Here is a 19,050-nt window from a genome sequence, read left to right on the forward strand (position 1 = left end):
CCGGTGAGACGTTTCTATAAGTTTCCAGCATAAACTTTGCTCAGTCTGAATTCTGCATTTCTATGATAAAATTTTCCGAATTTCTTTTTGCCTGAGCATCATCGTTACGCAAGGCTTGAACGTTCTCCAAATAGGCATCATCGATATCGCCGGTTATATATTCGCGGCTGAAGCACGATGTATCGAAATGCTGAATATCCCTATTGCCTTTCCTTACCGCCTCGATCAAATCCTCAAGATCCTGATAAATTAAACGATCCGCACCGATCGCTTCGCAAACCTCGTCTTCGGTACGGCCGTGCGCAATTAACTCTTCGACCACCGGCATATCGATACCGTAGACATTCGGATATCTGACCGGCGGCGCTGCCGATGCAAAATACACTTTTTTAGCCCCGGCTTCACGGGCCATTTGTATGATTTGTTCCGAAGTCGTTCCTCTGACGACAGAGTCGTCAATTAGCAAAACATTTTTTCCGTCGAATTCCAAATCGATCGCATTGAGCTTTTGCTTAACCGATTTTTTGCGCTTTTGTTGCCCCGGCATGATGAACGTCCGTCCGATATAACGGTTTTTGATAAAACCTTCTCGGTATTTGACACGAAGCTTGTTAGCCAACTGCAATGCCGCGGTTCGACTGGTATCGGGAATCGGAATCACCACATCGATATCGTGATCCGGCCATACCCGCATAATTTTTTCGGCCAATTTTTCACCCATTCTCAAGCGGGCCTTATAAACCTGGATATCGTCGATGATCGAGTCGGGTCGAGCAAAATAGACATATTCGAACATACAAGGACAATGATCGACGAAATCGGAACATTGCTTGGTATGCAAGGCACCCGATTCCTCGATGAACACTGCCTCTCCGGGCTCGATATCCCGAATCAGATCAAAGCCCAAGACATCCAGCGCGACACTTTCGGAAGCGATCATGAATTCGCTGCCTTTATCGGATTTTCTTTCGCCGAATACGATAGGCCGGATGCCGTGCGGGTCGCGAAAGCCTAAGATGCCGAAACCCGCTATCATTACGACGACCGCATAAGCGCCGCGAACGCGCTGATGAACTCTGGAAACCGCGGTAAACACGTCGTCCACAGTCAATTTCAACTTACGTAGTTGCTGCAACTCATGCGCAAACACATTGAGCAATACTTCGGAATCGGAGTCGGTATTGATATGACGTTGATCTTCGATGAATAAAACGTGCTTTAACGCTTCGGTGTTGGTTAAATTGCCGTTATGAGCCAGCGTCAGGCCGAACGGCGAATTCACATAAAAGGGCTGCGCTTCGGCCGAGCTCGTACATCCGGCGGTCGGATAGCGCACATGACCGATGCCCATATTACCCTTGAGCTTCAGCATTTGACTGGTCGTAAATACATCCCGAACCAGGCCGTTGTCCTTACGTAAATGCAACCGCCCGTTTTCACAGGTCACGATGCCGCTCGCATCCTGCCCCCTATGCTGCAATACGGTCAACGCATCATACAGCTCTTGATTGACGTTGTTATGAGCAACAATACCGGCAATACCACACATGCTTTAAACCTAAAATTTTAATCAACGATAATTAACATAGCTCATCAGGTCCGACGGAATATGTTCCCGCAACCAGACGGCAAGCGATTGAAAAGGCGGAATCAAAGTCGATTCTTTCCACCAAGCATCCTCCGGAAGCGGCGTCAAACCGGCCAACATGACGCAAACCGTGACGACCAACAATCCGCGAGCGATACCGAAAATCATTCCAGCGAAACGATCCGACCCGGTCAATCCGGTTTGCTTGACCAATTTTCGTAACATTAAATTGATCAATGCACCCCCAATCAACACGGCAAAAAACAATGCCGCAAAGGCTGCGGCAACCCGTGCCGAAGGCACGCTAAAAACCGGCTCCAAAAGCACGGAAAACTCACGACTAAAAGTTAATCCGAGCCAAATCGCGACGACCCACAATACCAGTGAGAATGCCTCTTCGATAAAGCCTCTAAACAAACCGATCACCAAGGAAATGGAGATCAACCCCAAAATGGCATAATCGACCCAGATCATATCCGCATCTCCTATAAAGCTTATTCGGAAACCAGAAAACCTTTCAGACTGTGTTGGCTATCCAATTGCATCAGTTGGGTTTCAGCCCGTTTTTTATCGAGCTCGGGACCGACACGAAGACGATACGCCTTACCTTGCGCGGTATCTACTTCGGTAACGGCGGCAGGAAAACCTTTTGCGCGCAGTTTATCACGGAGCGAATCGGCATTTTCCTGCTTACTGAAACTACCTAATTGTATATACCACTTAACCAGACCTGTGCTTGCAGCCGGACTGTTCTGTTGAGGCGCCGTTTGCCCCCCTTGAGCAGTAGCCGCTGCCGGTTCAATGGCCTTGGGTTTATTGACTGACAATAACAGACTTTTGAGGTTATTGTCGGCATCCAGCCGATTTTTAAGCGCCTGGGCTTTGCTTTTATCGGTTTCAGGCCCCACCAAGACCCGATAGGATTTTCCGCCTCGGATGTCAAATTCCTCGACTGCTGCCGGAAAACCTTGCGAACGCAATTTATCGCGTAATGCGAATGCATTATCTTTCTTACTAAAACTGCCCGGCTGTATATACCAAGTCACAAGTTCCGCAATCGGCAATGCCGCTACCGACTCCGTTTTCGTTTCCAGAACCCTGACTTCGGAAACCGGAGCCGTCTCAGCCGGCTTATCCGTTTCCATCAAAGAGGCCGGCAATTTATTCTTATCAATAGGCTTAAGCTCAGACCCGTCATCGACAGGCCCAATGTATTCGAGTTCTTCAGGAGTCAACCCCTCTACTTCATCGACATCAGGCTCGGGTTCGTCAACCGACTCTTCGGTCCATTGAGGCCGACTACTGTCCGGAAGACGCTCGGCAGTCTTGGCAAAGTCCTGCGTTGGCGGCTCAGGTAAGGCTAATTCATTGACCAATTCACCGCTCTCCTCAATCGGATCGTCAAACAGCATCGGTACAAAAATAGCGGCCAACGCGGTGATGACAACCGCGCCGATCAATCTTTGTTTTAATTCCTGGTCCATCGTTAACCTCTAAGCTAAACCAGCTAAGGAACGAACATAAAATAACTTCGACAACTGTTGGAAAGAGAGGCGGCGGCTCGAATGACAGTTATCGGCGGCAGGGATAGCCGCCGTCAAGCCTACATAGACGTATTTACGACGTCCAATCAAGCGAGTCACCGAACCGCTGCAAAACCTAGTATTTGTAGAATTTATTTTGCGCATATTCCTAAATATTCAGATACTAAAAAGAAAGAACCGAAAACCAATAATAAATCGTTTTTTCCGGCTTTAGTCTTGGCACTATCCAATGCATCTTGCAGTCCGGAGAAACCGAAATCAACACCCGTAATTTTGCACTGTTCGAAATAATCTTGCATCATTGCCTTGGAAACGCACCGAGGATTGTCTTTTAACGGCACAAAATACCATTGATGAACCAATGGTTTCATGATGCTGATAACGCCAGGAATATCTTTATCCTTCATCATCGTAAAAACGGCATGAACGCGTTTGCCGGAAAAATTATCACTTAGATAGTCGATCAAGGTCTGAACGGCTTGAGGATTATGCCCGACATCGAGTAGGACAGGTATCTCGTCATGAATGAATTGAAAACGCCCAGTTAGTTCAACGGACCCGATGCCATGCCTTATCGAATCCACACTAATCGGGAGGCGTGAAGACATTAGGGTCGCAGCCATTACCACAGCAGCCGCATTTCGATATTGATGCTCGCCTTTGAGATTAGGTTCCGGCAATCGGTCGATCTGCCGATCGGGTGCACACCATATCCAACCTTTCGACTGCTTCCTGTAAGCAAAATCGCACCCGATAAAAAAAGCCGGGGCCTCGATTTCATTTGCATATTCGAATATCGAGTCGGGTGGCTCAGGATCGCTGATAATCGCAGGAACTTGCTTTCTGAAAATACCGGCTTTTTCACGGCCAATCAGCTCGCGCGTTTCGCCGAGCCAATCGGCATGATCGATCCCAATGCTGGAAATAATAGAAACGTCGGGGTCCACAATATTGACGGCATCAAGACGCCCGCCCAATCCTACCTCCAACAATTGCACATCGAGATTGGCCCTGGAAAAAATATCGAGCGCAGCCAAGGTACCGAATTCAAAGTAACTCAACGAAACACCGTCTCGAACCGATTCAATACGCTCGAAAGCCGAACAGATCAAATCGTCGCTAACTGGTTTGCCGTTAATTTTTATACGTTCGTTATAACTTAGAATATGCGGAGAAGTATAGGTGCCGACTCGATAACCTTGAGCCCGATAAATGAATTCCAAAAAGGCCACGCATGAACCTTTACCATTAGTTCCTGCTACCGTGATCGTCGGCGGCTTATTGTAATCCGGTTGCAATGCTCGGAATACCCTCTGTACTCTCTCCAAGCCTAGATCAATCGTTTGCGGATGCAAACCTTCTTGCCACCTCAGCCAGCCCTCGAGCGTATCGAAATGCTTCATCTCAGACAAATTGTCGGTTCCACAAAAACATAAAAAAGCACGAAAGCGCCAACGAGATAGAAAATCGTGGATTGTCCCATCCAATAACTGCAAACTTAGGCCCTATTGCGGACCGGTTTTTGTTGTGTTTCTCGTGGCTTAACCGCAACAGCAAGATCATTCGGCCATTTAAAATTGCACTTAATCCTGAACGGCAGGCAAAGGCTCGGTTTCGGCCAAGATAATAGGTTCTTCTAAATTCGGGCTTATTTTCGTTTCCATCCGCGAGGCCATTAAAATCGCCAGCATTGCAGCAATTTTATCGCGCATTTCACGCCTATCGATAATCATGTCGATAGCGCCGTGCTCTTGCAGAAACTCGCTACGTTGAAAACCTTCCGGCAATTTTTCTCGAACGGTTTGCTCGATGACGCGAGGTCCTGCAAAACCGATCAAGGCATTCGGCTCGGCGACATTGATATCGCCAAGCATCGCCAAACTCGCGGAAACACCGCCCATCGTAGGGTCGGTCATACACGAAATAAACGGCAATCCCGCTTCCGACAACCGTGTCAAGGCCGCGCTGGTTTTCGCCATTTGAAACAATGAAAACAATGACTCCTGCATGCGAGCGCCGCCGCTGGCGGTAAAAACAATGAACGGCGCACCGATTTCGAGGCTCTCATTCACACCTCGCACGAAACGCTCGCCGACCACCGACCCCATCGAGCCACCCATAAAACTAAAATCGAACGCGGCGGCTACGATATCTTTATTCTTGAGCTTACCCTTAATCACTACGAGAGCATCGCTTTCCTTGGTCTGTTTTTGCGCTTGACTTATACGGTCTTTATAGCGTTTGGAATCCTTGAATCTAAGCGGGTCGGTCGGTTTGATATGTTGACCGATTTCTTCTTGATCCTGCTCATCGAGAAATAATTCCAACCGTACTCTTGCCGATATCCGCATGTGATGATTGCATTTAGGGCACACACTGGAATTTCGTTCCAATTCGTTGTTATAGAGAATCGCGTTGCAACTCGGACACTTGGTCCATAAACCCTCGGGCACGGCGCCTTTTTTCTTGTTAGTCCCGTCTGTTCTGATTGTTGAGGGGACCAGTTTTTCAAACCAACTCATATTTTAAACTCCGAATTCGCTCATGTGATCGACGACTTATTCATCCATTGCGGCGCGCATGGCTTTAAGTAAATCGACTATTTCGGAACAGGCCTGCTCCGGATTATCCAAATTCGCTTCGATTTTACTGATCAAGGCGCTACCGACAACGACACCATCACCTAAATGAGCCACTGTCTTTGCCGTCTCGGCATCCTTAACACCGAAGCCGATACCGATCGGCAATTGAGTATTCGCACGGATTAACTTCAGCCTTTCCTCGACATCGGCGGTGTTCAAGTGCCCAGCACCGGTTACACCTTTGAGTGAAACGTAGTAAATATAGCCACTGCCCGCCGCATCCATTTTACGAATGCGTTCTTCATTACTATTAGGCGCCAACAAAAAAACCGGATCGATACCGCGTTCTTTCAGCAACGAAACACAGAAACCGGCCTCCTCAGGCGGCAAATCAACCGTCAGCACACCATCGATTTCGACGCGTTGCGCCGCATTGGCAAAATCTTCGTAACCCATTGCCTCGATCGGATTTAAATACCCCATCAACACGACCGGCGTTTGGTCATCCTTTCTTCTGAATTCGGCGACTATATTGAGTACTTTTCTTAAACTCATTTTATGCGCCAAGGCGCGTTCACTGGCTTTCTGAATGACCGGTCCGTCCGCCATCGGATCGGAAAACGGTACGCCAAGCTCAATAATATCAACGCCCGCTTCCACCATCGCATGCATCATCGGCACGGTAAAATTCGGATGCGGATCACCGGCCGTCAAAAATGGAATCAAAGCCTTACGGCCTGACTTGGAAAGCTCTTCAAATTTAGCGGCTAAACGGCTCACAGTTGTATTCCCTCGCGTTGCGCCAAGGTCATGATATCTTTATCGCCACGACCGGAAAGATTGATAATAATTATGCTGTCTTTGGGCATGGTCGGCGCCAGCTTTGTCGTATAAGCAATCGCATGACTCGATTCCAGCGCAGGAATAATGCCTTCCATTTCGGTTAAATCATGAAAACCCTTCAAGGCTTCATCATCGGTTATGTTGACATATTCGGCGCGCCCGCTGTCTTTCAACCAAGCATGTTCGGGTCCGACGCCGGGATAATCCAAGCCCGCCGAGATTGAATGCGTTTCGATGATTTCACCATCATCATCCTCGATCAAATAAGTCCGATTGCCGTGTAAAACTCCCGGACGTCCCGCACAAAGCGGAGCAGAATGACGTCCTGTTTCGACGCCGTCTCCGGCCGCTTCGACGCCGTACATTTTGACCGACGCATCGTCGATAAAAGGATAAAACAAACCGATCGCGTTCGACCCGCCCCCGACACAAGCGACCAGCGCATCGGGCAACCGCCCGGTCATGGTCAAACATTGCTCTTTGGCTTCACGTCCGATCACGGTTTGAAAATCGCGCACCATCGCAGGATAAGGATGAGGTCCTGCTACCGTTCCAATGATGTAGAATGTATTGTCGACATTGGTAACCCAATCACGGAGCGCCTCGTTTAACGCGTCTTTCAGAGTCTTCGAACCCGATTCGACCGCAACGACTTTTGCGCCAAGCAGTTTCATCCGGTAAACATTCAAGGACTGTCGGGCGACATCGACCGCCCCCATATAAACAACGCACTCGAGTCCCAATCTGGCAGCGACAGTAGCCGTAGCCACGCCATGCTGACCCGCACCGGTTTCAGCGATGATCCGGGTTTTTCCCATGCGCTTAGCCAATAACGCCTGTCCGATCGTATTATTAACTTTATGCGCGCCGGTATGATTGAGGTCTTCTCGTTTCAAATAAAGCTGCGCTCCGCCTAAATGCCGACTCCAGCGTTCGGCATGGTAAAGCGGTGAAGGACGCCCGACATAATGCTGCAAATCGGCATCCAGTTCGGTTAAAAATTCAGGATCCTGCATATAGCGCAGATAAGCCTCTTCTAACTCTTGAATAGGCCCCATTAATGTTTCGGCAACGAATTTTCCGCCATAAGGACCGAAATGTCCGCGCTCGTCCGGCAAGTTATAATGCTGTGTCATGTTGCTAACTTCTATTACCCTCGTTAATTATTCTTACGAATGCCGCCATTTTACCGGCATCCTTAATACCTTTTTCCGATTCCACGCCGCTGCTGACGTCCAATGCATAAGGGCCGACCGACTCCATTGCCTGCGTGACATTGCCGGGTTCCAAACCGCCGGCCAAAATAATCGGTTTCGGACAAGACTGCGGAATCAAATCCCAATCAAAACGGTTTCCGGAACCGCCTTTCACTCCCGGATGATACGCATCGAGTAACAAACCGGCGGCTCCGGAATACCGTTTAGCCAAATCAGCTATATCAACGTCCTGTCGCATCCTAATTGCCTTGATATAAGGCTTATTGTACAGCTCGCAAGCATCTGGCGTCTCATCGCCGTGAAATTGCAAACAGTCGATCGGCACCCGGCTCAACACTTCACGAATACGCGCCTCTTGCTCGTCGACGAACAAACCGACAACACTGGTAAAGGGAGGCAAAGCCTCGACAATCGCAAGCGCTTGATCGATATCAATATTTCTTGGGCTAGACGGATAAAAAACCAACCCGATCGCATCCACGCCTAGATGCGCCGCACGGACTGCGTCATTAACCCGGGTAAAGCCGCAAATTTTAACGCGAGTACGCATAAAGAGATAAGATATTTAATAAAAAATTTAGCCGGATAGAATAACATAAAACAAAAGCCCTAAACTAAGGCTAAAATGACCTCAACAATTCTTAATTTGAGGATAAAACAGGGTGCGGGTGTGCTTGGCGAGGATGTCGGCGGCAAGGCAGATTTTTGCTCCATGCAAAATCTGCATTCACGCCATCCCTGGCGATCGAGCTGCCGTTAAACCCGATGGATGGGTTTACCCAGCACCTAAATTCCATAACCCATTGGCTATGATTAGCGGTCTGGGATAATTTAGGCGCTGGGTGAATACGTCCATCTAGGCTCTATGCCAGCTCCATGCCGCCCCTCACCTAACGCTAGATGAGGGGCCGAGTTTTTATCTACGATGAGCAATACAACGACTAATGAGTATGGGTATGAGTTGATTCGGAATGCTCGTGATCGTTTGGATTTAGATGACTATCACTGGAGTGATGGTTCTGAGACGAATCCGAGTGCGAATGATCATGACCGGAATCATGGCCATGCTCATTGACATGCGGTTGCCCGTGCTCATGCTCACTGGCTTCTTGAGGATCGATGGCCCCTTCGACCGCAACGCCGTAACGATAGACCATTAATCCGCCCAAATCGGCGCCCAAAACGACCAACACAGACAGACCCGCCGACAGCAATAGAAAAAAACCGTTTGCAGCACCTTTAAGCGAACTACCGGCCAACAGACGCCAAACCGATAATAACGCCGATAAACTCAACACCGTAATACCAATTTGCTCATGCCTTTCCATGATGTCATGAACATTACCCCCGTGCGCAACCGTTTCGCCGGCTTGCAAACCGGTATAAACAGTCACTGCTGCGCCAATCGTCCCAAAATAAAGCATCGCCGAAGCGGCACTGCGCCAAACCGGGTTACGAATCAAAGTCCCCAATAAGTCGAGAATAAAAAAACCGATCAATAAAGCGATTGGAAAATGTACTAGCAAAGGATGAATATTATCCAGTTCTGCGATTCCCGGAAATATGCTCGCAAATATGTCCGAAGGTTCTTGAGCCGCCAGACTTTCCAGAAATCCCAAAAAATGCCCGACAGACTCGGCTACCCCGCCGCCATGATCGGCGCCGCCATGAATTTGAAAAGAATAAAAGTGATTCACATCAATTACGCTATGTTAGGTTTCGAATAAACACAATGTACTCGAAATCTTCGGAATTGCAAACTGTTTGAAAGCGATAAAGCTGACTTGTAAGCCTTCATCCTACCGAGCTTTGAAATCGGCCCGGTTTCGCCGTATATTAGCGGCCTGTTTCCTAAAGCGACATTTCATCAATGGACACCATCAGCATTCGCGGCGCGCGCACCCACAATTTAAAAAGCATCGACCTGGATTTGCCCCGCGACTCCTTGATTGTCATTACCGGCCTCTCCGGTTCCGGCAAATCCTCACTGGCTTTCGACACGATTTATGCCGAAGGCCAACGGCGTTATGTCGAATCCCTGTCCGCCTATGCCCGGCAATTCCTGTCGATGATGGAAAAACCGGATGTCGATCATATCGAAGGACTGTCCCCGGCGATTTCGATCGAACAAAAATCGACCTCCCACAATCCTCGCTCGACGGTCGGCACAATTACCGAAATCTATGATTACTTGCGTTTACTCTATGCCCGCGCAGGCACGCCTCGCTGCCCTGACCATAACGTTTCATTAGCCGCCCAAACCGTCAGCCAGATGGTAGATAGCGTGCTCGAACAACCGGAAGGCGGTCGCTGGATGTTATTGGCGCCCGTCATCAGCCAGCGCAAAGGGGAATACCTGCAATTGTTCGAGGATTTACGCGCGCAAGGTTTTATCAGAGCACGTATTGACGGCGCCGTATACGATCTCGACGAAACGCCGGCGCTCGACCCCAAGAAAAAACACACGATCGAAGTGATCGTCGATCGATTCAAAATTCGTGACGACATCGCATTGCGCCTTTCCGAGTCATTCGAAACAGCGCTTCGCATCGCAGACGGTATTGCGCTGGCCGTTTCCATGGACGACAACACGACCTTATTGTTTTCCGAACGCTACGCCTGCCCCCACTGCGGATACAGCATCAGCGAATTGGAACCGCGCATTTTTTCGTTCAACAACCCGAAAGGCGCGTGCCCAACTTGCGATGGACTTGGTGTTCGTCAACACTTCGATCCGGAATTGGTGGTGCATAATCCCAACATCAGCCTAGCCGGCGGGGCGATTCGAGGCTGGGACCGGCGCAACGCTTATTATTATCAAATTATCTGCTCGCTGGCCGAACACTACGGTTTCGATCCGGAAATCCCTTATCAGGAACTACCGGACAACATCAAAAAAGTATTATTGTTCGGCAGCGGCAACGAAGCGATCGATTTCAAATTACTTGGCGGTCCGCGCGCCGGCCAAACCAAGCGCTACAGCTTCGAAGGCATCATTGCGAACATGGATCGCCGTTACCATGAAACCGACTCACCGATGGTCCGTGAGGAACTGGCCAAATATCTATCGCAAAAAACCTGCCCCGACTGCGGCGGAGCGCGTCTAAATAAGGCCGCCCGCCATGTTTTCGTCAATGAAAGCCCCTTGCACGAACTTACCCGTTTTCCGATTCGCAAATCTTTACAGTTTTTCGAAGAATTGGACTTACCTGGAAAACAGGGCGAAGTAGCTGCGAAAATTATCAAGGAAATCGTCGAACGACAAGAATTTTTAGTCAATGTCGGGCTGGACTATCTGACTCTCGATCGTAGCGCCGATACGTTGTCCGGCGGCGAAGCGCAACGTATCCGACTGGCAAGCCAAATCGGCGCAGGCTTAGTCGGCGTGATGTATGTGCTCGACGAACCGTCAATCGGCCTGCATCAGCGCGATAACGATCGCTTGTTGAATACTTTGTTCCGGCTCAGGGATCTGGGTAATACCGTAATCGTCGTAGAGCACGACGAAGATGCGATTCGCTCGGCCGATCATATCGTCGATATCGGCCCCGGCGCCGGTATTCACGGCGGTAGAATCGTCGCACAGGGGACGCCGCAAGACATCATCGACTCGCCCGACTCGCTGACCGGCCAGTATTTGTCGGGAAAACAAATGATTGCGATTCCGGAAAACACGACGCCGGTCGTCCCGGAAAAGCGCATCGTGATCCGCAACGCTCAAGGCAATAACCTGAAAAACGTCGATATTGCTCTGCCGGTCGGTCTACTCACTTGTATTACCGGCGTATCCGGCTCAGGAAAGTCGACGCTCATCAACGATACGCTCTACCGCTATGCTGCGCGCGCAATCAATCGAGCCGGCGCCCTGCCCGCACCTTGCGATGAAATCGAAGGCATTGAATATTTCGATAAAGTCATCGATATTAATCAAAGCCCGATAGGCCGAACGCCCCGCTCGAATCCGGCTACTTATACCGGAATTTTTACGCCCATCCGGGAATTATTCGCGGCAACGCCCGAAGCCCGATCACGCGGTTACACCCCGGGGCGCTTCAGTTTCAACGTCAAAGGCGGCCGTTGCGAGGCCTGCAAAGGCGATGGAGTCATCAAAGTCGAAATGCATTTCTTGCCGGATATTTTCGTACATTGCGACGTCTGCGGCGGTAAACGTTATAATCGTGAAACGCTGGAAATTCGCTACAAAGGCAAAGCAATCAACGAAGTATTGGACATGACCGTAGAGGACGCCGCGCAATTTTTCAGCGCCGTCCCGGTGTTATCCAAAAAACTCCATACTTTGACCGAAGTGGGATTGAATTACATCACGCTCGGACAAAATGCAGTCACGCTTTCCGGCGGCGAAGCGCAGCGCGTCAAGCTCGCTAAGGAACTGTCGAAACGCGATACCGGCAAAACACTCTATATTCTCGACGAGCCCACAACCGGCCTGCATTTCCACGATATCAAACAATTATTGCGCGTTTTGCATACACTACGCGATCACGGCAATACCGTGATTGTCATCGAGCATAACCTGGACGTGATCAAAACGGCAGATTGGATTATTGATATGGGGCCGGAAGGCGGCGACGGAGGCGGCACATTGGTCGCTGAAGGCACACCTCAACAACTGAGTGAAAACAACGCCTCGCATACCGGGCATTATTTAAAACGATTTTTTAGCTGATTTGGCGAATTGACTCGATTTTTTAACGCGGCTCAATCTTATTCGCTATCTTCATATCTTTCTAGATAAATATTACGAAATAAGTATTGAAAACAAAAAAGGCCGGAAAGAACGCTCTTTCCGGCCTTTTTTACATTGCAAAAGCGTTATACTTTTTCCGATTCGGCTATCGCGTTGAACGCATCGATTTTACCTTTGCCGGTGTTGACCAATTCGACTCCGGTATCGATGACCATTTTGACAAGACCAGGAATTCGATAGACTCTCAAACCTAAATAAGCCACTATAGGAATCGCAATAAAAGCCGCAATAAATCCGTTTAAACCGAACAAGGTCAACAACTTGATCAATAGCACGGCGGCATCCAGCGGCAATAAAACCATCGCTCCGAAATAAATCAATACCATAAATGTAAACAGAACGAATACGACGAACTGGAGAAGTCTAACTAATGCGACATTAATATTTTTCATTGTAATTTTAATTTCCCGACAATACTAAGAAGCCTCGAAGGCCGCAACATGTTCGGCCCTTTAATCGTGAAAGGGCAAGCCTTTAAAAGGCGCTTATTATACAGAAATGCGTTCCAATTTCATTTTTTATTGCTCAGGCTCGTTACGCAGGAAAAACCGATATAAAACCGCCCCTGCAATAAAACCACCTAAATGCGCCCACCAAGCCACATCAACCATCACGCCATCAAACATCACCGAAGTCGTGGCTTTTTGCAATTGAAGAATGATCCAAAACCCCAAAAAAGCTATCGCCGGCACATGAAAAACCAATGGAAAAAATAAGATCGGTATAAAAACAATGACGCGCTCAAACGGATATAGAAAAAAATAAGCCCCCAATACGCCGGCGATGGCTCCCGATGCGCCAACGACCGGTATCGTTAAATAGGGATCGAAATAAAACTGCAAGGCCTGAGCCGATAATCCGCAAATTACATAAAAAACCAAAAAGCGCCCCCTGCCCATCAGGTCTTCGACATTATCGGCAAAAATCCACATGAACAACATGTTAGTAACTAAATGCAACCAACCTCCATGCAAAAAAAGACTGGTCAAAAACGATAAATAATAATCGGGGGGCAAGCCGAAATGAGCCGCCCAAGCGGGACTTGAATAACGCAACGGCACCATGCCGAATAGATAAGTCAAACGGTGTTTCAATTGATCGGGAATAATTTCCATCGCGATAAAGATCACGATACATAAAACCATTAAACTCCAAGAAACAATCGGCCTTGAATAACACGGAGCGGTATCTCTAATTGGAATCATGATCTTTCCGTTTGTAGACAGCTTTTCTAAAATTTAAAAAAATATCGGCCATGCCGAGAAAAGCCATGCCGACGATCGCATATTGCGGCATAACAAACAATAATAAATACGGCGGCAGTAAATAATTTTTGCTGCGCTCGGAAACGTCAACCGTACAATGTAAAACCGCCATACCGTGGAAGAAAAACGGCATCGTAAAAACCAATAACAAATCATAAAGCAAGGCTTCGCTGAATAGCGCTGTCACGATCAACACAACACCCAAAACACCCAATGCATAAATGGGATATCTAACTCGGTAAAATTCCTCGGCGAATCCTCCTGGGTTGTATAAAGCCGCCTGCATCCAACGTCCGATCAACAACGATGAAGTCACTGCGAAACCGAACATCATCGCCACCAATCCATTCATCAACCGTAAAGTACCATCGGCCTCGAAACCTTGATAAGTAGCGCCTTTAACGCCTTCAACAGCCTTTTCCAACCAATTAGCCCACCATTGCGCGGCATCGCCTGATACGACCTGTATCGAAACCGCCAAGAGGGCCGCAAACACCGCCGCGACCATTATCGCCAAACTTTGCGATTGGGTAACACGCAATACTTTCGCCGAAGCCGCCAACGGCAACAACAAAAACAAAACTACCGGAGTCTCGAGGCCCGGTCTGCTTTCGACAAAAAGACTACTAACATAAACAACCAAAGCCGTTCCGATCAAAACAATCAACCAGTAGCTATCGGAACGCGACAATACGCATAATGCGATGATGCCGCAACAAAATAGCGCCAACGGCAAAACAAATTGAGATAAAGCACCCAACACGCAAGCAGCGGCCAAGGCCTGATAAGGTCCCTGCATTACAAAATTTGCTAAAGCCCTCATAAATAACAATCCTCCTTAAAACCCAATCTTAAAAATAAAACCGGCGCATTAAATTTGATATTCCGTGCCCGGCGACTTTGCTGCCTAGCATATCAGCATGCTGAAAAAGATAAAATCAATGACTATGTTCGCGTTAATAGTTGATACCTATTTGAACTCAAAGTCAGCAGAAACCAAAGGATATAGCTCTAAATAACTTGCTTTTTTTAATATTGAGCGGATTCTTGAAAGGAGGGAAATTATTTATGGCCAAATCCTAACGCGAAAATAGCCAAATCAATGATGCTTCATACAGATCTCAACGACACTACTCCCTTTTGATTGAAAAACCGTCTAAGAATAAAAAGGCATGGGATATGTCTATCGAGGACCGCCGTGAACCCGTCCATGGGGGCTTGACGGCAGCGATCCCTGCTGCCAACATCCTCGCTAGCCACACCCCATACCTTTACAAAGTTAGCTAATTTTTGAGTATAAAGGGAGTAGAACTTTTATTCGAAGTTGCTTATATTTTAAACAAAACGTAACATTGTCGGATTTATCTTTACGGCGCTTCTGCTAAATCGGAAAACCGCCGGCTCAGCCAACTCATTCAAGGTTTTATGGAAACACAACCGGGGCCAACGCCCTCTTTAACATTCGGCCAATTCGAGCTTGATTCACGCATCCAACAAGCCACGGAAGCCATGGGTTTCGATCGCCCAACCGAAGTACAAGCTGCCGTCATACCTTTGGCCACCAAATCCAAAGATCTTTGGGTTTGTGCAAAAACCGGAAGCGGTAAAACCGCAGCTTTTCTAATACCCGCTTTACAGTATCTGCTGCAAAATTGCCCCGAAGACAACGCGGCAAAAGTCTTGATACTCGCGCCTACAAGGGAACTGGCCAAACAAACATATAAACAATGCCGACAGTTGGCCGAATTCACTCCGATCAAGTCCGGCATGATTATCGGCGGCGAAGACTTCAAGAAACAATCCGCTTTATTTGCGAAAAGTACCGCCATCATCATCGCAACTCCAGGACGCCTAATCGAAGTCATCGAGGAAGGCTCCGCCGATTTCAACCGACTCGACCTACTCATTCTCGATGAAGCCGACCGTATGCTCGACATGGGCTTCAAAAACGATTTACTGAAAATCGCAAGCGTTTGCAAGCCGGAACGCCAAACCCTGTTATTTTCCGCGACACTTAATCCGACGATCAAAGGCATTGCTCTCACACTTCTTAAAGAGCCGGAAAAAGTCTATCTCGATGGCATACACGCAGAACATGAAGATATCGAACAGCAAATGTTGCTGGCCGACGATTTCGAACATAAGAAAAAATTATTGATCTGGCTGCTAAGCCACGAAACATATCAAAAAGCCTTGGTCTTCACCAACACCAAAGTCCATACCGATCAATTGCGCGGTCCATTGAGAGGGCAAAAATTGCGCGTGGGCTCGCTGCATGGAGACATGGACCAAAGCGAACGCAACAAGACCATGGGGTTTTTCCGAGATGGAACCATCGATATATTGGTCGCGACCGACGTTGCCGCCCGCGGTCTCGATATCGAAGGAGTGGACCTGGTCATTAATTTCGACTTAGCCCGTAACGGTAATGACTATCTGCACAGAATCGGCCGCACCGGACGAGCCGGTCGACCGGGACTTGCAATCGCATTGATCAACTCTTCCGAATGGAACGTCTTGGCGGGTATCGAACGCTATCTACAACAGCGACTGACCCAGCGCACGATCAAGGAGTTGGAAGGTCGCTATAAAGGACCCAAAAAGCTCAAAGCCTCGGGAAAAGCGGCCAGTAGTAAAAACAAAAAAGCGGAACCGAAGAAGAAAGCGTCCAAAATCAAAGATCGCCATCGTGACCGCAAAAAAATCGGTAAAAGACGCATGCCAAGCGAACTGAAAACCAACGGTTAATCCTAAATACGGCTGTTTAACCATGAAGGGCATGAAGTTAATGAAGGAAAGAGTATTGAGCGCTTTATGAACCGTCCAAATATCACGAATGAACTCAATAGATAAATTCAATGTAGTTATACAGCGCTTTCAAAACCAGTTAATGACTAAAAAAATCAAACCGATGGTGGGATTGGAGTGCACTGGTAATATTGATGACACAGGCTGTTAATGGCTGGGCACTCAATTAAGGCGATTTCCGGCGAAAAACATACCCCACTAACTGGTCTTTTTGTCCATCTACTGCAAACCGGAAAGGGTTACATAGCGCAAATATGCGCCCCTTTCCGGTTTTTGTAGCTGAACAAAAATCCTGCGTTATTTGGGTATGTTTATTCTTGTCAATCGCCTAAGGATTTGGCCGTAAATAACTTCCCTATTTTAAGGAGGGTTCGGTTGCTCGATTGGCAGGTGTCGGCGGCAGGGAAAGCCGCCGTCAAGCCTACATGGACGTATTCACGGCGTCCTGCCAAGCGAGTGACCGAACCCTCAACAAGGCTCATAGTTCCAGGACGTTATTTATCACGAAATCCTAAATTGAAAACATTGTATCTTCAAGTCCTTCATGCTCTTCATGGTAAGATGCTTTTTCTAGGTTAATCTCAAACTTTCAATCGTTCGACAACTCGCCCATTCTGCAAATGTTCCTCGATAATCTCATCGATATCGGCTTGATTTTCATAACGATACCAAATTGCATCGGGATAGACGACCATTACCGGCCCTTCCTTGCAACGATCCAGACAACCGGCATTGTTGATGCGACATTTACCGGGCCCGCTCATTTTAAGCTTTTTCAATTGCGTTTTCGCATAATCTCGAAAAAACTGGGCCTCATGATCCTGACAGCAGGCCGCGCCGTTCTCGCGCTGATTGGTACAGAAAAAAACATGGTGTTTAAAGTAACTCATCGCAGTATTTTAAAATTTCGTAAGATTTCTATTTCTGGTTCCCACGGTCCTCCGTGGGAACCCATACTTTGGCTTCCGAGGCGAGATTATGCATTCCCACGCTGAAACCGTGGGAACGAGGAATATTTGGCAAATAATTACTTCAATCGCCATCTGCAGTGCCGTCATCGACAAAATCCCGGCTATCGACATCTTGAGAATCGGACCTAGTTTCAGGATACAATTCTTGGATGGCGCCATCAGCCCCTATCAATACTGAACTTGCCAAGCCCCGAAATATGCCGTGCTCGATAACGCCCGGCATGGCGTTAAGCGCATCGTCGAGATCAACGGTATCAATCGTGGCATCGAATACGGTATCGAGTACCAAGCTTCCGTAAGAAGTCACCACCAATCCGTCACCGTTTGCAGTACGTCGTAATGCCGGCCTGCCGCCTAGTTTTACCAAACTTTCTTTAACCATTCGCCAGGCAAACGGCATTACCTCGATTGGGATCGGAAAACGTTCGCCGATACGCCCGACCAGCTTGCTTTTATCGATCAGAACGACGAATCGGTCGGCCGCCTTCGCCAACAATTTTTCTCGCACCAAATCGTAGCCCCGTCCTTTAAGCAGCGTCTTATCGAAGGTAACTTCATCGGCGCCATCGACATAGAGATCGATTCGCTCGGTTTGTTCGATCGACTGCAGAGGCAAACCCAATTCACGAGCCTTAATCGCGCTGACAACCGAACTGGCGATCACGATCACTTTTAAACCTTCATCTTTATGGAGGCGAGACAACTCTTTAATAAAACAGTCTGCCGTGGAACCGGTCCCGAGTCCGACCCGCATCCCGTCTTTAACAAGCTTTGCGGCATGGACTGCCACCAATTCTTTATCATTCATTGCGACTCCCAGAAATACTTCTTTCGTAAATCAAGTTTCGATATAAGTAAAGAAGCGATAACAACAAACTATTGACCACCCGCCATCAACTTATAAGCCACCCCTCCGATAACTACCAGTGCAACCAAAGCCCAGCCCAGACTATCCATATATTCGCGTAGTTTCGCTTCGAGTTTTTCGCCACCTGCCGCGATTAGCAACGACACCAAAAAAAACCGCGCACCGCGCCCGACTGTCGATGCCAAAACAAACGGTAAAAACACCATACTCATCACGCCGGCCGCAATCGTGAATACTTTGTAAGGTATCGGCGAAAAACCGGCCACCAAGACTGCCCAGAACCCCCAATTGGTAAACCATTGTCGGGCCAATAGAAAGCCCTCCCAATAATGCGTGGTTTTTAACCAAGGCTCAAGCTGGTCGAACATAAAAAAACCGATCGCATAACCAAAGATGCCTCCCAAGACCGAAAATACCGTGGTCCATAGCGCAAATTGGAAAGCGTATTGAGGACGACCGAGCGCCATCGGCGCCAACATGACATCGGGCGGAATCGGAAAAAAAGACGATTCTGCAAAGCTCAAAGCGCAAAGATACTTCAAGGCATGCCGATGCCGGGACCACGATAGCGTCTTATCGTATAGCGCTTGAAACAT

At 48.2% G+C, this 19,050-nt stretch carries 17 protein-coding genes; 2 read left to right on the forward strand and 15 right to left on the reverse strand.

Translation table 11 applies throughout. The annotated features are described in order from the left end of the window. Positions 1-40: 40 nt before the first annotated feature. The 9 genes from purF to WJM45_RS11985 form a co-directional block, all read right to left on the reverse strand. Entirely contained in the window at positions 41-1,549 is a 1,509-nt protein-coding gene (purF, locus tag WJM45_RS11945) for an amidophosphoribosyltransferase (RefSeq protein WP_341325325.1), read from the reverse strand. 21 nt (positions 1,550-1,570) lie between these two features. Beyond that, positions 1,571-2,062: a CvpA family protein gene (locus WJM45_RS11950; protein WP_341325326.1), complete on the reverse strand. Its 492-nt coding sequence runs from the start codon at positions 2,060-2,062 to the stop codon at positions 1,571-1,573. Between the two features lie 20 nt (positions 2,063-2,082). Further along, a complete protein-coding gene (locus WJM45_RS11955) occupies positions 2,083-3,072 on the reverse strand; it encodes an SPOR domain-containing protein (RefSeq protein WP_341325327.1) in 990 nt (329 codons plus the stop codon). Positions 3,073-3,263: 191 nt separating this feature from the next. Next, the gene (folC, locus tag WJM45_RS11960) at positions 3,264-4,535 is read right to left on the reverse strand and encodes a bifunctional tetrahydrofolate synthase/dihydrofolate synthase (RefSeq protein ID WP_341325328.1); all 1,272 of its coding nucleotides are present in this window, start codon (positions 4,533-4,535) and stop codon (positions 3,264-3,266) included. A 180-nt stretch (positions 4,536-4,715) separates the two neighbouring features. Beyond that, entirely contained in the window at positions 4,716-5,654 is a 939-nt protein-coding gene (gene accD / locus WJM45_RS11965) for an acetyl-CoA carboxylase, carboxyltransferase subunit beta (RefSeq protein ID WP_341325329.1), read from the reverse strand. Between the two features lie 36 nt (positions 5,655-5,690). Beyond that, positions 5,691-6,494 carry a tryptophan synthase subunit alpha gene (trpA, locus tag WJM45_RS11970; protein ID WP_341325330.1) on the reverse strand — a complete coding sequence of 268 codons (804 nt, stop codon included), beginning with the start codon at positions 6,492-6,494 and terminating at the stop codon, positions 5,691-5,693. Further along, positions 6,491-7,693, reverse strand: a complete 1,203-nt coding sequence (gene trpB, locus WJM45_RS11975) for a tryptophan synthase subunit beta (protein ID WP_341325331.1) — start codon at positions 7,691-7,693, stop codon at positions 6,491-6,493. The genes trpA and trpB overlap by 4 nt, the downstream gene beginning before the upstream one ends. A gap of 4 nt (positions 7,694-7,697) precedes the next feature. Next, positions 7,698-8,324 carry a phosphoribosylanthranilate isomerase gene (locus tag WJM45_RS11980; RefSeq protein WP_341325332.1) on the reverse strand — a complete coding sequence of 209 codons (627 nt, stop codon included), beginning with the start codon at positions 8,322-8,324 and terminating at the stop codon, positions 7,698-7,700. Between the two features lie 391 nt (positions 8,325-8,715). Further along, the gene (locus WJM45_RS11985) at positions 8,716-9,471 is read right to left on the reverse strand and encodes a DUF2231 domain-containing protein (RefSeq protein WP_341325333.1); all 756 of its coding nucleotides are present in this window, start codon (positions 9,469-9,471) and stop codon (positions 8,716-8,718) included. 173 nt (positions 9,472-9,644) lie between these two features. Between WJM45_RS11985 and uvrA the strand changes: the two genes are divergently transcribed. Beyond that, positions 9,645-12,461, forward strand: coding sequence for an excinuclease ABC subunit UvrA (gene uvrA / locus WJM45_RS11990; protein WP_341325334.1), 2,817 nt, complete (start codon positions 9,645-9,647; stop codon positions 12,459-12,461). A gap of 146 nt (positions 12,462-12,607) precedes the next feature. Here uvrA and WJM45_RS11995 read toward each other — a convergent pair whose 3' ends face one another. From WJM45_RS11995 to WJM45_RS12005, 3 genes are all read right to left on the reverse strand, one after another. After that, positions 12,608-12,934 carry a hypothetical protein gene (locus tag WJM45_RS11995; protein WP_341325335.1) on the reverse strand — a complete coding sequence of 109 codons (327 nt, stop codon included), beginning with the start codon at positions 12,932-12,934 and terminating at the stop codon, positions 12,608-12,610. Between the two features lie 126 nt (positions 12,935-13,060). Next, a complete protein-coding gene (locus tag WJM45_RS12000) occupies positions 13,061-13,747 on the reverse strand; it encodes a rhomboid family intramembrane serine protease (protein ID WP_341325336.1) in 687 nt (228 codons plus the stop codon). Then, positions 13,734-14,630: a hypothetical protein gene (locus WJM45_RS12005; RefSeq protein ID WP_341325337.1), complete on the reverse strand. Its 897-nt coding sequence runs from the start codon at positions 14,628-14,630 to the stop codon at positions 13,734-13,736. Before WJM45_RS12005 ends, WJM45_RS12000 begins: the two co-directional genes overlap by 14 nt. Before the next feature lie 602 nt (positions 14,631-15,232). Here WJM45_RS12005 and WJM45_RS12010 point away from each other — a divergent pair. Next, positions 15,233-16,555: a DEAD/DEAH box helicase gene (locus tag WJM45_RS12010; RefSeq protein WP_341325338.1), complete on the forward strand. Its 1,323-nt coding sequence runs from the start codon at positions 15,233-15,235 to the stop codon at positions 16,553-16,555. Positions 16,556-17,196: 641 nt separating this feature from the next. Here WJM45_RS12010 and WJM45_RS12015 read toward each other — a convergent pair. The 3 genes from WJM45_RS12015 to WJM45_RS12025 all read right to left on the reverse strand — a co-directional run bounded on the left by WJM45_RS12015 (position 17,197) and on the right by WJM45_RS12025 (position 19,050). Beyond that, positions 17,197-17,505 carry a (2Fe-2S) ferredoxin domain-containing protein gene (locus WJM45_RS12015; protein ID WP_341325339.1) on the reverse strand — a complete coding sequence of 103 codons (309 nt, stop codon included), beginning with the start codon at positions 17,503-17,505 and terminating at the stop codon, positions 17,197-17,199. Between the two features lie 142 nt (positions 17,506-17,647). Further along, complete coding sequence (gene rpiA / locus WJM45_RS12020; RefSeq protein ID WP_341325340.1) at positions 17,648-18,394, reverse strand: ribose-5-phosphate isomerase RpiA; 747 nt, start codon at positions 18,392-18,394, stop codon at positions 17,648-17,650. A 68-nt stretch (positions 18,395-18,462) separates the two neighbouring features. Continuing rightward, on the reverse strand, positions 18,463-19,050 hold the full coding sequence (locus WJM45_RS12025) for a YqaA family protein (protein ID WP_341325341.1): 588 nt from the start codon (positions 19,048-19,050) through the stop codon (positions 18,463-18,465).

It is taken from the genome of Methylotuvimicrobium sp. KM2 (assembly GCF_038051925.1).
Lineage (GTDB): Bacteria > Pseudomonadota > Gammaproteobacteria > Methylococcales > Methylomonadaceae > Methylotuvimicrobium.

Bases quoted from the DNA above. Each gene is read 5' to 3' on its own strand.
- trpB (WP_341325331.1), bottom strand. From the start codon at position 7,693: ATGACACAGCATTATAACTTGCCGGACGAGCGCGGACATTTCGGTCCT.
- WJM45_RS11950 (WP_341325326.1), bottom strand. From the start codon at position 2,062: ATGATCTGGGTCGATTATGCCATTTTGGGGTTGATCTCCATTTCCTTG.
- rpiA (WP_341325340.1), bottom strand. From the start codon at position 18,394: ATGAATGATAAAGAATTGGTGGCAGTCCATGCCGCAAAGCTTGTTAAA.
- WJM45_RS12015 (WP_341325339.1), bottom strand. From the start codon at position 17,505: ATGAGTTACTTTAAACACCATGTTTTTTTCTGTACCAATCAGCGCGAG.
- WJM45_RS12010 (WP_341325338.1), top strand. From the start codon at position 15,233: ATGGAAACACAACCGGGGCCAACGCCCTCTTTAACATTCGGCCAATTC.
- purF (WP_341325325.1), bottom strand. From the start codon at position 1,549: ATGTGTGGTATTGCCGGTATTGTTGCTCATAACAACGTCAATCAAGAG.
- WJM45_RS11995 (WP_341325335.1), bottom strand. From the start codon at position 12,934: ATGAAAAATATTAATGTCGCATTAGTTAGACTTCTCCAGTTCGTCGTA.
- WJM45_RS12005 (WP_341325337.1), bottom strand. From the start codon at position 14,630: ATGAGGGCTTTAGCAAATTTTGTAATGCAGGGACCTTATCAGGCCTTG.
- accD (WP_341325329.1), bottom strand. From the start codon at position 5,654: ATGAGTTGGTTTGAAAAACTGGTCCCCTCAACAATCAGAACAGACGGG.
- WJM45_RS12000 (WP_341325336.1), bottom strand. From the start codon at position 13,747: ATGATTCCAATTAGAGATACCGCTCCGTGTTATTCAAGGCCGATTGTT.
- WJM45_RS11980 (WP_341325332.1), bottom strand. From the start codon at position 8,324: ATGCGTACTCGCGTTAAAATTTGCGGCTTTACCCGGGTTAATGACGCA.
- folC (WP_341325328.1), bottom strand. From the start codon at position 4,535: ATGAAGCATTTCGATACGCTCGAGGGCTGGCTGAGGTGGCAAGAAGGT.
- uvrA (WP_341325334.1), top strand. From the start codon at position 9,645: ATGGACACCATCAGCATTCGCGGCGCGCGCACCCACAATTTAAAAAGC.
- WJM45_RS12025 (WP_341325341.1), bottom strand. From the start codon at position 19,050: ATGTTTCAAGCGCTATACGATAAGACGCTATCGTGGTCCCGGCATCGG.
- WJM45_RS11955 (WP_341325327.1), bottom strand. From the start codon at position 3,072: ATGGACCAGGAATTAAAACAAAGATTGATCGGCGCGGTTGTCATCACC.